The 19,007-nt window shown below is 40.2% G+C and carries 15 protein-coding genes; 8 read left to right on the forward strand and 7 right to left on the reverse strand.

Features of this window, described 5'->3' with window-relative positions:
- The first annotated feature begins 324 nt into the window (after positions 1 to 324).
- The 3 genes from V7L07_RS06545 (at position 325) to V7L07_RS06555 (ending at position 2,790) form a co-directional block, all read left to right on the forward strand.
- Positions 325 to 621, forward strand: coding sequence for a cysteine peptidase family C39 domain-containing protein (locus V7L07_RS06545; protein WP_442936014.1), 297 nt, complete (start codon positions 325 to 327; stop codon positions 619 to 621).
- A 1,323-nt stretch (positions 622 to 1,944) separates the two neighbouring features.
- Complete coding sequence (locus tag V7L07_RS06550) at positions 1,945 to 2,217, forward strand: hypothetical protein (protein ID WP_335056111.1); 273 nt, start codon at positions 1,945 to 1,947, stop codon at positions 2,215 to 2,217.
- A 102-nt stretch (positions 2,218 to 2,319) separates the two neighbouring features.
- Positions 2,320 to 2,790, forward strand: a complete 471-nt coding sequence (locus V7L07_RS06555) for a HetP family heterocyst commitment protein (protein WP_335056417.1) — start codon at positions 2,320 to 2,322, stop codon at positions 2,788 to 2,790.
- Between the two features lie 788 nt (positions 2,791 to 3,578).
- On the opposite strand, the gene rpe is transcribed toward V7L07_RS06555, so the two are convergent.
- The gene (gene rpe, locus V7L07_RS06560) at positions 3,579 to 4,286 is read right to left on the reverse strand and encodes a ribulose-phosphate 3-epimerase (protein ID WP_335056112.1); all 708 of its coding nucleotides are present in this window, start codon (positions 4,284 to 4,286) and stop codon (positions 3,579 to 3,581) included.
- Between the two features lie 280 nt (positions 4,287 to 4,566).
- On the opposite strand from rpe, the gene V7L07_RS06565 reads away from it, so the two are divergent.
- Positions 4,567 to 6,162 carry a S8 family serine peptidase gene (locus V7L07_RS06565; RefSeq protein WP_335056114.1) on the forward strand — a complete coding sequence of 532 codons (1,596 nt, stop codon included), beginning with the start codon at positions 4,567 to 4,569 and terminating at the stop codon, positions 6,160 to 6,162.
- Between the two features lie 441 nt (positions 6,163 to 6,603).
- Positions 6,604 to 7,935, forward strand: coding sequence for a serpin family protein (locus V7L07_RS06570; protein ID WP_335056116.1), 1,332 nt, complete (start codon positions 6,604 to 6,606; stop codon positions 7,933 to 7,935).
- A gap of 150 nt (positions 7,936 to 8,085) precedes the next feature.
- Here the strand turns inward: V7L07_RS06570 and V7L07_RS06575 are convergent, their stop codons facing one another.
- The gene (locus V7L07_RS06575; protein WP_335056118.1) at positions 8,086 to 9,252 is read right to left on the reverse strand and encodes an AI-2E family transporter; all 1,167 of its coding nucleotides are present in this window, start codon (positions 9,250 to 9,252) and stop codon (positions 8,086 to 8,088) included.
- 109 nt (positions 9,253 to 9,361) lie between these two features.
- On the opposite strand from V7L07_RS06575, the gene V7L07_RS06580 reads away from it, so the two are divergent.
- Both V7L07_RS06580 and V7L07_RS06585 read left to right on the forward strand, forming a co-directional pair.
- Positions 9,362 to 9,829, forward strand: a complete 468-nt coding sequence (locus V7L07_RS06580; protein WP_442936018.1) for a hypothetical protein — start codon at positions 9,362 to 9,364, stop codon at positions 9,827 to 9,829.
- A 286-nt stretch (positions 9,830 to 10,115) separates the two neighbouring features.
- Positions 10,116 to 11,540: an LCP family protein gene (locus V7L07_RS06585; RefSeq protein WP_335056120.1), complete on the forward strand. Its 1,425-nt coding sequence runs from the start codon at positions 10,116 to 10,118 to the stop codon at positions 11,538 to 11,540.
- A gap of 43 nt (positions 11,541 to 11,583) precedes the next feature.
- On the opposite strand, the gene V7L07_RS06590 is transcribed toward V7L07_RS06585, so the two are convergent.
- The 5 genes from V7L07_RS06590 to V7L07_RS06610 all read right to left on the reverse strand — a co-directional run bounded on the left by V7L07_RS06590 (position 11,584) and on the right by V7L07_RS06610 (position 17,461).
- Positions 11,584 to 12,657 carry an anthranilate phosphoribosyltransferase family protein gene (locus tag V7L07_RS06590; RefSeq protein WP_335056122.1) on the reverse strand — a complete coding sequence of 358 codons (1,074 nt, stop codon included), beginning with the start codon at positions 12,655 to 12,657 and terminating at the stop codon, positions 11,584 to 11,586.
- Positions 12,658 to 12,697: 40 nt separating this feature from the next.
- Positions 12,698 to 13,342: an FHA domain-containing protein gene (locus tag V7L07_RS06595; protein WP_335056124.1), complete on the reverse strand. Its 645-nt coding sequence runs from the start codon at positions 13,340 to 13,342 to the stop codon at positions 12,698 to 12,700.
- Positions 13,320 to 15,455, reverse strand: a complete 2,136-nt coding sequence (locus tag V7L07_RS06600; protein ID WP_335056126.1) for a substrate-binding domain-containing protein — start codon at positions 15,453 to 15,455, stop codon at positions 13,320 to 13,322. Before V7L07_RS06600 ends, V7L07_RS06595 begins: the two co-directional genes overlap by 23 nt.
- A gap of 43 nt (positions 15,456 to 15,498) precedes the next feature.
- Positions 15,499 to 16,179 (reverse strand): response regulator transcription factor, encoded by a 681-nt coding sequence (locus tag V7L07_RS06605; RefSeq protein ID WP_335056128.1) that lies wholly within the window; start codon positions 16,177 to 16,179, stop codon positions 15,499 to 15,501.
- A gap of 163 nt (positions 16,180 to 16,342) precedes the next feature.
- Positions 16,343 to 17,461, reverse strand: coding sequence for a sensor histidine kinase (locus V7L07_RS06610; RefSeq protein ID WP_335056130.1), 1,119 nt, complete (start codon positions 17,459 to 17,461; stop codon positions 16,343 to 16,345).
- A 687-nt stretch (positions 17,462 to 18,148) separates the two neighbouring features.
- On the opposite strand from V7L07_RS06610, the gene V7L07_RS06615 reads away from it, so the two are divergent.
- Positions 18,149 to 18,988, forward strand: coding sequence for a Pvc16 family protein (locus V7L07_RS06615; protein WP_335056132.1), 840 nt, complete (start codon positions 18,149 to 18,151; stop codon positions 18,986 to 18,988).
- Positions 18,989 to 19,007: the final 19 nt, after the last annotated feature.

The following is a 19,007-nucleotide window of genomic DNA, read 5'->3' on the forward strand; positions in this document are numbered from 1 at the left end:
ATTGTCATCTGAGAAAGTAGAGTCTAGATTAGACATCTGGTGAAAAAACTACGTCTCTCGATAACGCATATTTAAATTCGCTCGATGTCTATTTATGATTTTATTTTCTGAGTGTTTCCGGAAGTGAAGGAAAATTTCAGTAATGGTAAGAGTTGAAGGATTGAAAATTAAAGATTACTGTTTCAAAGAATGCAAATATTACTAGCTCTAGCTATAAATATTGCTAATATTTCCCCAACTACGTTCACAATCAAAAGCTAGGTTTATGAAGTACCTACTCCTGCATTCAACAGCAAAATTCATTCAAACAGTGATGCTGCGTGTTTGGCAATGATGAACCAATACTGGGGCATACGCTTAAACCGCTACAATTTGCGTAACTTAGATACAGGTGTATTTCTCCAGGGTTTAGCAAAAGTAGCCCAAACTTTGGTATATGAAGCGCTATTAGTTAGGCAGAGTCTTACTAAGCTGGATTCATATTTTAACCCGTTGATAGCTAATTGGCAAGAAATTCATTGTGTCATTGTCTGGAGAGTAAAAGGCGATCGCACATTGATTTCTGATTCAGCTATCTGCTTTCGCATCGAGAGTTTGAATCTAGCTGGTTCTTTTACCTAAAATGCCCCTTGCCTTAATAACACAGTCTTATATAGAAATCGTATTTGATTGCGTGAGAAAACTCAGTACACGTCTAAGCTAAAAAACATCTAATTTGCATATAGGAATCCGATTTCATTCCTGAAAAAATCTAAGTATCTGTAGGGTGTGTTATGGCGTAGCCTAACGCACCTAAATCGTTAACTGGTGCGTTACGCCAAAGGCTAACGCACCCTACGTATATTTCAGAAATCAAATATGAGTCTTATATAAATCTGTTAGATATTAATACACATATAAATTCCTGCTGAACTTACTCAATGGTATTCCGTATTAACTAGCTTTATCTCTATTATTAGATTATCTAATTCTGTACTGACTTAGGCTGCTACATCTTTTTTAGTAAAAGCATTCATTTACAGATGTTTTGCTTTACTCAGTTGATGCTTATGCAAACTATCTATATATAATTACCGCTAACCAGTAATTTGATTTCACAACTGGGCTATATATGATTACTACCTGATAATCATGAAATATTCATGATTAGTTTACAGGGATTTCATTGAGAGAAGCTGAAGCTGTAGTTTTTGATTTCCAAAAACTACAAATTTCATAAGTACACATATCTAACTTAACTTATTAAAAAATATGTTAAATCCTATGCCTGAAAAGGTTTCATCTTCTATTTACTAATATTTTTCTAAGTTGTTTTACATCATAGTTAATGGTAATATCTTCTAGTGACTCGACAATAATAAAGGTTTTAAATTGATGTCGGGTGAGGGGTAAGACCCCTCAAAAATTAGCAGGGAGGGACGAAACTAAAAGTTGCACAATACACAAGTAAGTATAGTAATACATTCAGTAAATTTAACCTATAATTCTGCTAGCTTAGTAGATGACATTAACTACAAAAAATAGTATAAATACGAATGTCATTGTTACAGCCCAAAGATAAATAAATTTTCTCAACTAGCCTAAAAAAAATATGCAAATTTCCCGGAAAATGCCTAATTCAACAGTAGTAAGAATTACAAGCGTGTGAACAGAGAAAATTTATTGAATTAGGAGTTGAGAAAGTTTAATAAGACAAGACTACATCAACCAAGAGCCATGCTGAGATTTTTGTCTTATAAGTCATCTGGCAAGACAAAAGATAAATTTTTACCTTTCACTTACTAACAAGCTATAAGCAAAATTTCCTCCATTCATCAGAGGAAATCTAGATAATTAAGACTGAGCAGCTAACAAACTTGATTGTTTTTAATCAAGGGTCAGTTCATGGAAAGAATCATCAGGTCAAATGCAGTCGAAACCTCAAGCCAAGGGGACAGTTCAGAAATGAATCTATATAATTTGTATCCCTACTACGAGCTAGCTCTTGCCAAAACTAGTTTATTAGGGGAGTTATCAGCCAAAATCACTAAAACTCTGCTCAACAGTGCGAAAGTAAAGCTCAAACAGCAGAGAATTTCAGCCGATTTCTTTACCGCTCAAAGCTGCGGTAACCAATCAGAGTTTGGGAAAGTTCTGTACGCGGCTGTTGATAGATTTTTAGCCTTCGTCAACATTCAACACCGCTCTATTGCTGATAATTTCCCAGAAGCGATTTAACTAGCTGCAAAAAGGCTAACGCAGTCTGTACACCTCAATTGCAACATCAACAATCGCAGAAATTAAACTAGTTTACTTCATCCAAGATAACTAAAAACTATGATGAACCAAGACATTGCTGGTATTAGTAACAACTTAGATAAGACAGTGAAAGCTCAACAATTTGACAAAGTAGTTGAAGCAATTCTGGCTGGAAAATATTCCTGGGCATGTGTTTTAATGCTGCGATTTGGTGGTTATAATCCTCTCCATTACATTCCATATCGCACCTACAATCGATTACTCAAAGAAAACTCTCAAGCTAACAGGACAAAACAACAGCAGAGTGAAAATCTCAAAATGCTGAAAAATGCTAATGATTCCAGGTCTGATAATAATATGTCATCAAGCTGCTTAAGCCAAATTAAAGACCTAGCTTATCTGGAAGTCGTTGGAAAACAAAAAACAGAAATCCGTGGTGGTAGTTTAGATCAGAGATTGACACAGAAAATTAACGAACATCAATCAAGTAAATCACCATTAAAACCAGAAAAATCTCAAGATATTTCCTTGAAATCTTGTGGATTCAATTAAAAATTCATTGGAATCAATAGATTCTGTTCTAGAGTTGCTTGAGCGCCTGAAAGCCTGCGATGCTAATTTGAATTTTATAGCATTGCAGGTTTTCTATAACAGTGATTAATTTAATAATTTTTTGTAAAAATATGCCAAAATGGCAAATATATACTGACAGTATTGGTAAACTAATAATAACTACAACTTAAACCAAAATAGAGGTGATTGGCAAGCAAGTTAATTTTAAAAAATAAAATCAATGATTAGTTCTGACTATGAAATAAATCAACCTGATTACAAGAGTAGTCAGTATTTCCTGGAGTAAATAACTCCTACACCAAGACTAATAATTCAACCGTTGCTACTGGTGGTTCTGTTTCTGAGAAAGTCTATCTGAGCAAAGAGAATTTGGGGAGGTGGATTCCCCCAATCCAAATTTTATACAGCTTTCACCGACTGCAGACGGTGCAGGTAATGCTTATAAAACTTACTATCCTGTGGTTGGTGTTGCTTTAGTTAATAAAGCAAACGCTTAACATCAATACCAGGAACGGAAATAGAAAAGTTACGGTAAAATTATTTTGGTGGCTGGTAGAACTAGTCTCTACATACGCTTCTCTTTCGACTATTGTAATCCTAGTCCTCCCAACCTGGATTATCTGTAGTTTCTAAATTTTCAATTTATATAGTAATTACTGGAAGTTCAAAAATTGAATAGCTTCCAGTTTTTTTGTGTAAATAAAATAAGGTGGGCAATTTGCCCACCTTACTTATTGTTTGTGGAGAATGTTTAATCCAAAAATGAATTAAACCTTGGCTAATTCTGGAGTAGGACGCTTGCTGTTGCGAATTGCTGTAATAGCTTCAGCATAATCCTTAGTATTAAATACAGCTGAACCGGCGACGATCGCATTAGCTCCCGCTTCCAAAACTTGCCAGGTATTATTTGCCTTGAGTCCCCCATCTACTTCAATCCAAGGGTCAAGACCACGTTCATCACATATTTGACGCAACTTGCGAATTTTGGGTAACACACCAGGGATAAAGCTTTGACCACCAAAACCAGGGTTGACGCTCATAATTAGTACTAAATCGCACAAATCTAGAACGTATTCAATTAGCTCTAGAGGAGTACCAGGATTAAGTACAACTCCAGCTTTCTTACCAAGCTCTTTAATTTGCCCTAAGGTGCGGTGTAGGTGTGGAGAAGCATTATGTTCGCAGTGTACGGAGATAATGTCAGCACCCGCTTTAGCAAATGCCTCTACATACTTTTCTGGCTCCACAATCATCAAGTGGACATCGAGTGGCTTGGTTGTAACCGGACGAATCGCCTCCACAATCAGAGGGCCGATCGTAATATTAGGTACAAAACGACCGTCCATGACATCAACATGAATCCAATCCGCTCCAGCTGCGTCTACGGCGCGAATTTCGTCACCCAGACGACTAAAATCGGCTGATAGGATAGATGGAGAAATTACAATGGGCTTTTGAGATAGGTTTTGGGTCATGGCTAGTGGGTTTTTAAGCGTCCTCGTCTGTAAGCATTGTAACAAAACATTGAGCAAGACTCATAATTTTGATCCCGGCTTTTTTGGGGACTAGGGACTGGGGACTGGGCGGTGGGAGGACAAGGGGGACAAGGGGGACAAGGAAGAATTATTGAAGAAGTCTCTCCTTTGTCTCCTCCCAATCCCCAGTACCCAGTCCCCAATGCCCAATGCCCAATGCCCAATGACTAATGACTAATGACTAATGACTAATGACTAATGACTAATGACTAAATAACTAATGACTAAAAAACTAACCTGGATAATTTGGGGATTAAGTGCTTCTTGTCTGAGTGCGCCGGTAATTGCTTCAGCTTTAGAATCTGCACTAGGAACTAACGGTATTGATGCTCTGAAGCTACACCAAGCTCCTTATAATTTAATCGGTCGTAAGATTGCTATTGGTCAAGTGGAAATTGGGCGACCGGGAATGTTTGGGTGGGATAAGGCGGTGTCTAAAAACCGTGCTATCTCTTTAGCAGCAGTATTCTTACGCAATGGGCCAGCTAAGTCTAATAGTGGTGTTGACCCCCATGCCTACAATGTAGCTGGTGTGATGGTGAGTCAAAATAAAGCTTTGCCAGGAGTTGCTCCGGGAGCGCGATTGTATTCGTCGGCGGTGGGTTCGACTAAAAACATGGGTCAGCCAGAAGAGTGCTTATCAGCACAGCACATAGCGTTACAAAATGGTGGCGATGTCCGTGCTATTAACTTTAGCTTTGGTGAACCTCTGAGCCGCGATCCTCGACCGGAGGCTACTTTAGATGGTAATGCTTTACTAACTTTATGCGTAGACTGGTCTAGTCGCGTTCATGATGTTCTGTATGCGATCGCAGGCAATCAGGGTAAGGGTGGTATTCCTATTCCTACAGATAATTTTAACGGAGTCAACGTCGCTTTTTCATCCCGCCGAGGGGGGGTTTTTAACAAAGTAGACGTGGCTAATCTGGCGAGTGCCAACCAAGGAGTGAGTGACAAGCTAGCGGGAAGGGAATTTAATCTTGGTGGGCGTAGTGCTATTGGTTTAGTTGCTCCTGGAAATAACATTCCTTTGCTCAATCCAGATGGCAAATTTAACAAGGTTACGGGTACGAGTTTTGCAGCGCCTCAAGTTACGGCTACAGTTGCTCTGTTGGAAGAACTTGCTGACCGACAGATTCGGACAAAACAACCCCACTGGAGCATCGATGCTCGACATCATCAAGTAATGAAAGCTGTATTGCTGAATTCAGCAGACAAAATCCAAGATAGTGGTGATGGCTTGCGTTTGGGAATGACTAGGACGCTAATTGATAAACAAAATAAAAACTGGTTAGATTCTGATGCTTATAAAGATCCCAAGATTCCCTTGGATGCCCAAATGGGAGCGGGTCATTTAAACGCATTTCGCGCTTACCAGCAATTTAGTGCTGGTCAATGGCAGCCATCAGCTACGGTGCCGGCGATTGGTTGGGATTATCGCACAGTTGATGTTGGAGCATCTGTTGACTATATATTAGCAAAACCACTAAAACAGGGGAGTTTTGTTGCTGTCACCCTGAGTTGGGATCGATTGGTGGAACTCAACGATAAAAATAAAAATCAGCAATATGATGTGGGCGAGAATTTTCGCGATCGCGGTTTGAATAATCTCGACCTATACTTAGTCAAAGCTGATGCTCATAATTCAGATGCGGGTGCTGTTTGCTCCTCAATCAGCCAAGTCGATAGTGTAGAACATATTTTCTGCCCTGTTGCTGCTACTGGCAATTACAAAATCCGTGTCCAGTTTCGTCAAAAGCTGAATGAAGCGACTCAACCATATAGTTTAGCTTGGTGGAGTGTGCCGATCAATTAATTGAAATCAGGTAGCACAACTATTATCTGTATGAACTTACAGCGTTTTTTATTTATTTGAACCATAATCCCTTGTTGGGGCGCACAGCCGTGCGTCCCAATGAAATTTATGTATTTCATGCAACTGAGCAACGTTATTTTATCTATAAAAATCCAGCATAATTGGTTATTTTCTGATTACGTAGCTTACAATACGTTTATAGGTAAATAAAAAAATTGCTAGAAATCAAAATTTTTTATAACTTGTCTGCATAGCCGCCTCAATTAAGAATTAGTAACTCTCACAAGTTCTGTTTACTTCTTCTGAGCCACTAACTATGCTGTTACAAAAACTGTAACAGTAGATTTTTCTATTGGAGCAAATGCAATAGTTAATCATTGACACAGTTTCTGCGTCAACCATAAGCACAGATCGGGAATCTTTGGCAAGTGAGGTAGCAGAATGAATCGGCAGAAATTTAGTAATGCGAAAGAAAATTTCCTGCAAAGACGTTACGGCGTTAGTCTGGGCAGACGTTATGCTCTAGCAGCTGCAAGTGTTGTTCTATTCAGTGTACTAGGGTGTTCTCAAGTCGATAGTAATAAAAGTGCCTTAGCCCAATCTAGTTTACCTCAACCAGAAACTCCATTGCAAAAAAAAACAGTCAATACTGATACAAAAATAGTTGAGTCTAGCAATAAGTTTGGCTTCAAACTGTTTTCAGAAGTGCTGAAAAATGATCGGGGTGAGAAGAATATTTTTATCTCACCTTCGAGTGTGGCGATCGCTCTTGCTATGACCTACAACGGCGCTAGCGGCTCGACTCAACAAGCAATGGCAAAAACTCTAGAACTACAAGGGATGAATCTACCAGAAATCAACTCTTCTTACGCGGCGGCATTAAAGCAGCTTTTAGATAATCCTGATGCGAAAGTGCAACTGAAGATCGCTAACTCATTTTGGGCAAATCAAGATGTTAGCTTTGCGCCAGACTTCCTCAAACGAAACCAGGAGTTCTATCAAGCCAAGGTCAGCAATTTAAACTTTAAAGATGCCGCCGCATCTAATATTATCAATAACTGGGTAAAAGAGAATACTAATGGTAAAATTAATAAAATAGTTGAAACAATTGAACCAAATCAAGTGTTGTTTCTGATTAATGCTATATATTTTAAAGGTAATTGGAGTAACGAGTTTGATAAAAAAGAAACTGCCCAATACCCTTTTTACATCACATCTGGCAGGCGAAAACAACACCCAATGATGTCGCAGAAGGGTGATTATAAATATTATGAAAGCGAACAATTTCAGGCAGTTAGTTTACCTTATGGCAAAGATGGTAAATTCAGCTTTTATATATTCCTGCCCAAACAGAATTCTAACCTCCAAACCTTCTATGAGAACTTGAATGTTGAAAACTGGGAAAAATGGATGACTCAGTTCAACAAACAAAAAGGGTTTATTCGCCTACCCCGTTTCAAAACAGACTATGAAGTTACACTCAATGATGCTTTAAAAAGTTTAGGCATGGAAGAGGCTTTCAGCAACAAAGCTAATTTTTCTGGCATGGGTAAGAATTTTGCCATTAGCCAAGTTAAACATAAAACTTTTGTCGAGGTAAACGAAGAAGGCACCGAAGCGGCTGCGGCGACTTCAGTGGGAATAGTAGCAACATCTTTGAGACAAGAGCCAGAACCATTCCGAATGATTGTTGACCGTCCTTTCTTCAGTGCCATTAGGGATAATCAGACGGGAAGTCTTTTGTTTATGGGTTCCATCATTGATCCGCAATGAGGCAGGAGGTCTCGCAATACTGCTGGGGTTTTGCATTTTTAACTCGGAATTGGGTTTTGGGAAAAGGTTAAAGGGTAAAGGTTTTTTCTTTCCCCTTTCCCCTTACCCTTTTGCCCTTAACCGACAAGTATTGCGAGGTCTTCTGCCTCCTTAAGGTGATGTCGCTTCAGAAATGCTCAAAGTGTTTTTAGGGTCAGTTTTCGGGGACTCGTTTGCTGTGACGGGTACAGTTATCTCCCCAGTAGCGCTGTCATTTGTCTCGCTACCAAGACGCAAGGCACTTAAAGCAGTCTTAATCACAACAGCAGTAGGGACTGCCACAATTACACCCAATAGTCCGCCAATTCTTGCCCCTGTTAAGACCGAAATTAAAATCCAAACTGGATTTAAACCAGTAAAGCTGCCTAAAATTCGGGGAGCAATCAAGTTTTCGAGAATTTGCTGTACAATTACCGCTGCGATCAAAACTCTCACACCCATTGAGAAATCTTGCAATGCTACCAATAATGTAGTCAGGGCAATGCCTACAGAGCCGCCAAAGGGGACGAGAGCCATCAGACCAATAGTTAGTCCGAATAGCAGTCCAAAAGGCACTTTCAGCCACAAAAAAGTAGGAATGAGGGCTGATGCCATACAGGTAGATAAAATCAACTGGGTGATGAAGAAATTTTGGAAGCTGAGGCGGACTGTTTTAGAGAAAGGATCGCGGAATTTATTCGGTAGCCATTCCACTAAACTTTCCCAGAGTTCACCCCCATGTTGTAAAAGATAGAAGGTCAAAACCATCGTCAAGAGAATATCTAACAGGCTAGTGACTGTAAGTACAGCCAGATTTAACACTTGGCCAGCGATCGCTTGCAATTGTCCTTTAACGCGATCGTTAATTTGCACCACCAGAGCATCAAGGTTAATCGGTAAGCCAAAAGTCTCAGCTTTTTCGTTTAAGATCATTAACTGAGAGCGTCCAGAGTCGATCAACTCTGGCAAACGAGCCACTAGCTGTTGAGCTTGGGTAAGGGCCAGGGGGAAAAGTGTCACACCTAAGGCCAATAAAATCGATAAAGCCAAGAGAAATACTAAAATAGCAACTTGCTCTCGTCTTGCACCATGATGCTCCATCCAGCTCACGGGGTAGTTGAGCAGAAATGCTAGTACTGAGGCTCCGACTAAAATCACTATGAGAGAATGAAAATAACTAAAAAATACCGAAATTGCCCAACCATTGATAACTAGCAGCGGAGCGAATAGCGCGATCGCCCCGATTCGCGCTATTGGAGTAAATGTTTGCCACCAGTCGAGTAGCTTACGTGTCTGCATTTTGAGCTGATTGCGGAATAGAACTAAATGAAATTTTTCTTTACAGCTTATTATCTCTAACTATATGAGTCTTATTCATCCTTCTAGTTTAGGAGTTAGACAAACCCCAATGGATAATTTTAAATCGAAAGAGACTGGGGACTGGGGACAAGGGGGACAAGGAAGAATTATTGAAGAAGTCTCTACTTTGTCTCCTCCCAATCCCCAATCCCCAATCCCCAATCCCCAATCCCCAATCCCCAAAACACAGTTGCTTTTATATTTAATTCCGATTATCGGCTTTTTTCCGTCTTTGTGGACTCTCTATCGGGGCCAGGGTAGTCGAGAACAACTTGCTATTAGTCGTCTATCTATTACTTTGGCACTTACTTGGCTGTTGGGTTATTTATTATTAACTACCGGAGCAGCAACTTCAGATTATTTTCCGCTACGTCTATTTATCCTGAATAGCTTTCTCACGTCGGGTTACTTTTTAGTAAGTGTCTGGTTGATTTTGCGCCTAATGCAGGGCAAATCTGGCCGTTTGCCAGGGTTTAGTAATTTAGCAGAACGAGTGCTTGGCAAGTATTTATCTTAATTTTTTCGGGTGACAAATTGTCAGTGTTTTTACTTATTTCCTAAAAATTTACAGTTGATTTATCCATATATCTAGTCAAATCCAGTTTATTATTGCCATACTTCAGTAAAACATCTCTAGATTGGCCCAAAAGAAGGATAAATGCTGCTATAAGTGTTGTGGTTGACACTACATTAAAAAAGTTAGCACTGATAATTAAGAGTTAGCTATTATGGGTTGATTTGTTTGGATGTTTTTAGTCTGCAAATTTACCAAATTTGATTAGTGAGTAAGCGTGAGGAAGTCTGTGACCATTCAAAGAAGTTCGGCGGAAGAAAACCAGTCGGGAAAAGCCTCAAAGTCCAATAAAAAGATTTCTCAGAACTCGACCTCAGGACGTTGGCTGTGGTTTTGGGTAGGGATGAGTGGGATTGCAATGGTGTCTGCAACTGCGGGGGCACTTTTGGCGGTATCTTTGACCAGCACGCCTTTGCAACAAGCCCAGCTAAGTCCAAAGGATGAGGCGGCTTTTGATGGCGATCGCATTTCTGGAGGGGTACTGCGATTTTCAGAATTAACTCGCCCAGTAAATCTTTTGGTGATGGGGATGAGCGTACTTCCCCCAGATATCCAAAACCCTCCCCAAGAAACCAAAAACCTCAAATACCTACCCCAAGTAAACTCATTTGATGGTCTTTCTGATGTTATGCTCTTGGTCAAATTTGATCCAGAGACGAAAAAAATAAATATGCTCTCCATTCCCAGAGATACCCGCACACAAATAGAGGGGTATGGAGTGAAAAAAATTAATGCTGCCAATGTTGAAGGTGGGCCAGCTTTGACTGCCAGAACCGTCAGTAATCTCTTGGGTGGGGCGGGAATTGATCGTTATATCCGAATTAACGTTTTGGGAGTTGCCAAGCTGATTGATGCTTTGGGTGGCGTAACAGTTTACGTCCCCAAAAATATGAAATACCAAGATGATTCTCAGCATTTGTACATCAATTTGAAGGCGGGTAAACAGCATCTCAATGGCGATCAAGCATTACAATTGCTGCGTTTTCGCCATGACGAACTCGGTGATATTGGTCGGATTCAGCGGCAGCAAATGGTCATCCGAGCTTTGATGGATCAAACACTCAACCCGGCTACTGTTGCTCAATTACCTAAAGTTCTGGATGTAGTGAAAGAACACATTGATACTAACTTGACGGTTGAAGAGTTAGTGGCGTTGATGGGTTTTGGGGTACGGACAAATCGCTCTAATATGCAAATGTTAATGCTGCCTGGTCGCTTTAGCGAGAAAGGTGAATTTGATGCTAGCTATTGGTTGCCTAACAAAGATGGTATTGCAAAATTAATGGCTCAACATTTTGGTTTAGAGTCAGAACAACAACAGCTAGGAACTACGGCTAACCCCCGTTCTTTGCGTATAGCAATTCAAGATAGTACAGGTGGCGATCGCTCTAACCTCCAGCCATTAATTACAGCTTTGGAAAAATCTGGATATCGCAACATTTATATTGCCAAGGCATGGGGGGAACCTCTAGAGGTAACTCACGTTGTCGCCCAACAAGGAGATGGTGACAGTGCCGAATCAATTCGCAACACTTTGGGATTTGGCGAAGTGCGCGTGGAAAGTACTGGCAACCTTGGCTCAGATATCAGTATCCAAGTGGGTCAGGATTGGTTGCAACAAAAATCTATTTTGGAGAATTCGGGGACGAAATAATTCGTAATTGGTAATTAATTACGAATTATTTTAGCTGAACTGTTTACACTGGTATAAATGTTGCTGATACTGAATTTACTATCTGGTTGAGTTCTTGGAGTTTAGCTGCTACTACACCATTGGTTAATAATTCTTCTGCTTTAGCTAAACCCTCTGACATATCTGGACAAATACCACTCCGCCATAGATAAAATCCGCTATTCCATAAGGCTGTTTGCATCAATTCACCTGGTTTACCTGCCAAAACCTCTTGAATATCCGCCACCAGTTCTTCAGTAGTTCCAAGGGGTACGTTTTTGGTAGTAAAGCCGTAATCACGCGGTACGAGGTGCAATCGTTCTACCTCTTGGGATGCTATGGATGAAGATAAGCTGATGATTGCAGTGCGATCGCGCGGTAAGTCGCAACTACCTTCCAATCCTTTCACTAATGTAAATTTTGTAACTCCTCGCAGTTCTAGAGCGATCTGAAACATTCCTTCTGTTGGCGGATGGACAAACCCTGCAATGACGTGGGCATCACCAGCATAAGGAGACCAAATTAGCTCCATTGTCGCCAAGGGCGGACGCTTGCCAAGTTGGTCACGGTACTCCCAAATACTTTTAGTTAGGGGAAAATGCTGAGGTAGATAAATAAAGCCGATTCCCGTTTGCTCAAATACCTGCTGGGTTTTTGTTAGTGGTAGGGTAGTCCAATCGACTCCTAAACCTTGCCAAATATCTATCAGGGGTAAGCCGTACTTCGTTGGTAAGCGATCGCCACCGTGCATGATTACTGGTTGTCCCACTGCGGCGAGTAGTAAAGCTGTTACGGGACTAATTGGTGCTGTGCGGGTTCTGCCATCATAAGGGATGCCAAGAGCGATCGCTGGTCGCTCTGAGGCTATTGGTTGCAGTTTTGGCCCCAATTCCTCATAAGCATCCAACATTCCGGCTAATTCTTCCCCTGTGGGACGCTTGATTCGATGAGCAATCAAAAATGCTCCGATTTGGGCTGGTGTAGCTTCACCCAACAACATCATTTTAGTTGCGGTGGCTGCTTGGGCGCGAGTTAAATTCTCGGCTGTGTGGTTTCCGCCGCCGACTTTTTGCAGGAATTCCCGAAATACATTGCTCATTTAGTCATTGGTCATTAGTCAATTATCAAATATGGTTTTGCTACACAATATATACAGTGAAGTTGACTAGGTTATCCTGACCAAATCGCACTGAGTCACCGTTCAACAGGCGATATTGCATCCCAGGTGTTAGAGGATTGTTGTTTAAATAAATACCATTTGTACTCATATCAACAATCATGTATGAGTTTTGCGACCAGTCCCAATCGACTCGTGCATGACGACGAGAGACTATTCCTTCACTGGGAATGCCGGTCAAGTCAATTTCTGGCGGCGCTATTCCTGGACTCTGACTGCGGCGACCAATATAACCTCCTTCTCCAACAAGGTTAAATTCTCTTCCTGTACTATGAACTAGCTTTAAGAGAGGCGCTCTTTGAGGCGGAGGGGTATAAACAGGCGGTGTTGGTGGATAAGAAACCCGTGGCTGATAGACTGTTGAATAATCAACGGGGTTTTGTTGGGGAACTTGGTAGTTAGGTTGGTCTGTTGCTGGTCGATGATACTGACTAGGTTGTTGTTGATTGGGCTGTGGTTGACTAGGCTGTGGTTGAATCGGCGGTTGTGGTGTAGGAGAAACTACATTACCCACAGGGGTGGAACACCAGGGACAAACCTTAGCATTGTTAGGCAGGGCGCGGTTAAAATATTCGCAACTGGGATTAGGGCACCGATTTGCAGGCATAGGAATTTATATCATCAGGCATAGGTTGTAAGGCTACAAGACCTACTTTAGTAAGTAAACACTGACCCTGACGAGTAGTTAGCATCTGGGCAAATGTAGAACCACCGGGCAGGCGGTTGCTGTCTTTAGGGTACACTACAAAAATAGGGTATCCCAGGGGGTAGCTTTGGAAAGTTGTGACATCAACATAATAATCATCATGCTGACATAAGTCATCTGAGGGATTTATTGAGCGGCGATCGCGTCTTTGAAACAGAGGTTGAATAGCTGACTTTTTGCCATCTGCGATCGCTAGCGGATAGCCTGTACATTGAGTAGAAGTTTTACTGATAATCCCAAAACTAATAATACCAGTGCTTCGTCCTTCTAAAGTCTCACTGCGGATCAGATTTTGGGTCTTTGTTGTATCAAGTTTAGTAACTTTTGCTGCAAATAAAGCTTCGTCTTGAGGGGCGTTTTTCAGAACTATTTCTTGAAATTTACTAATTGCTTCTGGCTCAGTTGGGGCGAAAGCTTTCACAGGTAGATTTGGAAGTTTGGAATTAATCTGCTGCCAATTAGTAATTTTGCCTGTGTAAATTTGACGCAATTGTTCAATATTGATTTGTCCCCCAAGAGCATTAGCAAGATTTGAATCTCTTTTATTAAATGCTACAAACACAAGTAACCCATCATCAGCAACTTGTTTTTTAGCAAGTTTATCTGTGATGTTGTCTACCAAACTAGTAATTGCAAAATCTTTTTTGTTTGTTTGGACTTCTTCGATACTTTTAACCGGATTATTTATGTTTGATGATAAAACAGATTTATAATCAAATGTTGCTGTCGCATCTGATTTTGGTCTGGTTAATAAATCTCCTAAACGAGTGTTGTCTACAGATTGCGTTAAAACATAACTCCATGTACTGTCTTTTTCTCCTGTGTAAGTAAATTGTCCCGAAGGAACGTTGGGAACTTCTGAGAAATTCCGCACAAGTCTAGACCATTCTATATATTGATTAGGACTATCTGTCTTCTTGCCCCAAAGCCAATACCAAATTCCGCCGCCAAGTAGTAATAAAGCGAAAATCCCTAACAGAATTAAGGGCATTGGCAAAGGTTTTTCTATTTTTTGAGAAGCTGGCGACGAACCTACTGAATTTTTGCCACGATCTTCTTTAGGAAGTTTCAGCAGTGCTTGGCGAGCTGCTTCCGCATTCTCGAAAGGAGTTTCCAGACCAATTAAACGATAAATAAACTGCTTTAAATGGCTATCGGTATCTGGCCATTGTTGATTATCTCTAGGGTTGAGAGGCTGGTTAGATAACAAATTAGTTGTCCGCCCTACCCATAAATAAAAGGCTAGCAATCCTAATGATTCTAAATCTTGCTCAGGTCTGGCGGGAGCGGGTTGAGGAATAATGGGTGGAATAAATAAGTTTTCCCAGATAGCTAAATCACAAAAATATATAGAAAACTTTTGATTATTTTCTACCTTAATTAAGGTACTGTCTAAATTGATATTTCCGTGAGTGATACCTAGTTGTGTTTGATTTGAGGGGAAACGTAGCTTTTGGGTGTGGAGAAACTGGAGAGTTTGTAAACCTTGATTTAGCACCTCACGGACATCAGGAGGTGTCATTGCTCCCTTTTCTATGAGATACTTACCTAAACTTTGGGATGATTCTATACCCTGAGTAATAAGATAGCAGCGTTCTCCTTTTTCATCTGCGATCGCTTCTTTAGTTTCCACAAGACGGAAATTCTGAATTCGACTATCGGCTAAACTTACCCCACCCACTCGTTTGAAAGTATCTTTGCGCTTTTGAGTCTCGCTTTCATTAAAAGAACGATTGGGTAGCAGGTATTCTTTGATAATTACAGGCTGTTTATCTTTGAGTTGAACACCTGAGTATAGACGGCCTAAACCTCGCACACCCACAAAACTCGCTATTTGATAAGTCCCCTGACTTCCTTTAATCTCAGCCTCCTGCGGTAAAGTTGCTGGAAAACCACATTCCAAGCAAAACTTAGCGCCCTTGATTTGCTGTGCCGTTTGGAAAGGGCGATCGCAATTTAAGGGAGAATTGTACGAACAGGGGTATTCTTGATAAAAAGATTCAAATGAAGCCATATACAAAGAGTTTCGTGAATTGCGCCGATTACTTCTCTCGCGCTCAAGCGTGAACTAATCCTAACTTGAGGGCGGCCACAATCGCTTGAGTCCGACTAGTAACCTTCAATTTTTCAAAAATACTGGTGAGATGTGCCTTAACAGTAGCAACTGTTACATATAAATGTTTAGCGATTTCTTCATTAGAAGCACCTTGAGTTAACCAGTATAAAACTTCTTGCTCTCTTTCAGTTAAATGCATTTCATGACAGGCTTTCACACAAGAATCTGAATAAGCCTGAAAAAACCGAAAAAATCGACTAGCAACTTCTGAAGGTAGATAAATTTCCGACTTAGTTACAGTGTCAATAGCTTCACATAATTGGGTTGCTAAACGATTTTTAAACACATAACCAGCCGCCCCCGCCTGCATCGCTCTAAAAATCCAGTCATCTTCTTGATGAGCCGACAATACTAAAACTTTGCCAGTGTAAGCAGTTTCTTTAAGACGTGCCAAAACTGTAATTCCATCACATCCTTTTAACTGCATATCCAGCAAAATTAAATCTGGACACTTCTGGTTTGTAAACTTTAAAACCTGATCAACAGAATCAGCATCACCCATCACTTCTACAGGTAACGCAGAATTAATACTATAAAAATTCAGAAGAGTACGCAACCCTTGACGAAACCGTTCTTCGTCATCTACCAGCAAAACTGAAAGTTTTTTCTTATCATTAGTCATATCTTTAATTACGAATTATTTATCATAAGCTCAAGGATTTAAGACCCCTACATCTATATTTAGCATCAGTTTCAGCCGGGCTTTTAACCTACGTCTGAAATGTCTTTAATTTTGTTAGCGCAGCGTTAGCGAGTCTACGAGCGTCATTTTGAATTTTGAATTGTTAACCATTCCTTGGTCGAGGTAAAATTATAGAAAACTGCGCCCCACTTTCTGACAAAACCTGTGCCCAGATACTTCCTTGATGATCCAGAATAATTTTTTTAGCAATAGTTAAACCTAGTCCTGTGCCTCCTTTCCGCCGAGAATAAAATGGGGTAAAAACTTTTTGTAAATCCTCTTGAGACAATCCTGGACCTTGGTCGGAAATTTTAATTAATACTTCATCTTGAAACGTTTGCCAACTACAGCTAATAGTTCCTGAATTAGGGCTGAAATGAACGGCATTACTGAGGATATTATCAAAAACTTGTTTCATTTGCAATCTATCTATCTTCAGTATTGTTGATGTATCGGGAATTGATATTTTAAGTTTTTTCTGATTGATTAGCGGTTGTAAATTTGTGATACTTTCAACTACCAAACTTCTTAAATCTTGAAGTGATATCCTTAATTTTGCACTTTGACCACAATCAATCAGTTCATTTAAATTAGTATCTAAATCTTGTATGCTTTCGCCAATTATGGTTGCTTGCTCTTGCCAAGGGCTATCCTCTAAACCCAAGCATAGATTATGTGCATATAATCCGATGAGTCCTAGAGAATTACGCAATTGGTGTCCTACTCGATGCAGAATATCTTCTAAAAGTTGAATTTCAGTTTTTTGTCTTCCATAGTCCAAGGAAATATCTACATACTTACTTAGGAGCATAGCCGAGCGTTTTACGTATAGTTGTAAACTTGATGAGAGAGGTTCATGAGTAATGATTTGAATGTATTCAGGCTTTTGATTTCTATAGGATATAGGGCAAATATAAGAAATAAATGAAAAATTCTTAAGTTTAAATTTATGTAAAGTAAAAGCAGGCGGAAAGTCTGTAAGCCATACTTCTGAACGCAAGTAAGCTAAAGTTTTTGGAGAAAAAGGAGCTTGGTCTTGACCATAATTTATAACCTCCTGATTAGCTCTCAAGAATGAATCGTGATAGACAATCCGAGCGAAAAAAATTGGATATTGACTAGTTAACTGCTCAGACTCAAGCTGACAAAAACTCTGAATATCTGAGGAATTCAAATAATTAGAGCCATTGTCTAGTTTTTGTACAGAAAAGCCTAGTGTCATAGCTTCACTCGCTTTTTGCAACCAAATATTTTTTATTCTGCTGACCAGTATAAAATTATGCAGCCTCAAGAATGTTTATTTTTTTGTTAAGTTATCTTTGTAACTAATTAATACAAAGAATTATTAAGTTTACATTTAAAGCCGCATTTCGTTTCTCTAAGTATATATAGGTATATAGTACCTATTATTTACAACACTTGGATGAATCTGTTCGTAGAGAGCGCTACCCTACGGGAACGCTTCGCGAACAGCGCTCAAACTAAAGACTAAAGTCCTGACTAAGAACTTATTCATCCATGAAAATTTGACTGGCGCTCTAGGGCAGGCTTTTCGGTCTACTCCACGAGAAAAAATGTCATGCGTCCAATCAAGAAGTACTCAAGACTAATCTACAAACTGAAGTTGCTACTTTTCGGATTCTTGAAAAGCTAATATTTTCCAGTCCTCTCAATCATCATTCTGAGAAGATGGAGAGTAGGGAGACAAGGATAATAACCCAATACAGTTCAGATAAGCCCAAAACACTTGTAGAGACGGCGATTTATCGCGTCTAGAAAACCCAAAATCGTTGCCAGTCCCCAGTCCCCAATTCCCCATCAAAAAATATCGACAAAAGTCTAATTAACTTTAGAAGACTGATACATATACTCTAGAGGCATCTGGATTAGCTACCAGCATAATACCTTCATGCTTATCTTCGTTCTTCAAACTTTAGCCGAAATTCTAGCTGGAGGAACCTCGCTTACCAGTACAGAGCAAATTGACTTTAGCCATCCTGGTAATCGCAGGGAAGAGGGAGCAGGGCCAACTCTCAATTTATACATTTTTGATATACGTGAGAGTAAGCAGGTACAACATTCTGGCAGGCAAGTAGAACGCAAGCTAACACGCGCTCTACAACCTGCTACTGTCAATTGGGCACCCGCTTGGTTTGATGTTTCGCTGCTATTAACAGCCTGGGATAGAACAGCTTTAGGTGAGCATCACTTTATTAGTGAGGCATTGACTGTGCTGTTGCGCCATCGCACCTTGGAAGAGGAGTTTTTGGTTCCTGAATTACGGGGCTATGGTAATTTGAACATGACAGTTGCCCTAGAGCCGCCAATTGAGATTGGCTCTTTATGGAGCGCTCTCAATGTGCCATTGCGTTCAGCCTTATATTTGACAGTTACAATACCCTTCGAGCCACAACCGACCCCAGTACCTTTGGTTTGGGAGCGAATTTTCAATTTGCGAAATCAATTGTCTCGTGATAGTGACAGTCTAGTATTAACCAGGCGAGTTGCGATCGCGGGTATTGTCAAAAGTGCGGTGACAAATTTACCGCTGGTAGCGACAGAAGTAGCTGTGAGGGGAACTGAAAAATCCATATTAACCACTAAAGAAGGGCTGTTCTTCTTTGAAGACCTTCATTTAGGTAATTATGTTTTGACTCTGAATAATCCTGGCTATTTACCCCAAAACGTCAATGCATTGGTAGATAACCAAAGTCATACTTTCAAAGAAATATTTCTAACTCCTGAATAATTAGATTTTTACTGACTTG

Origin of the sequence: Nostoc sp. (assembly GCF_036916985.1) — a bacterium.
Taxonomy (GTDB): Bacteria; Cyanobacteriota; Cyanobacteriia; order Cyanobacteriales; family Nostocaceae; genus Nostoc.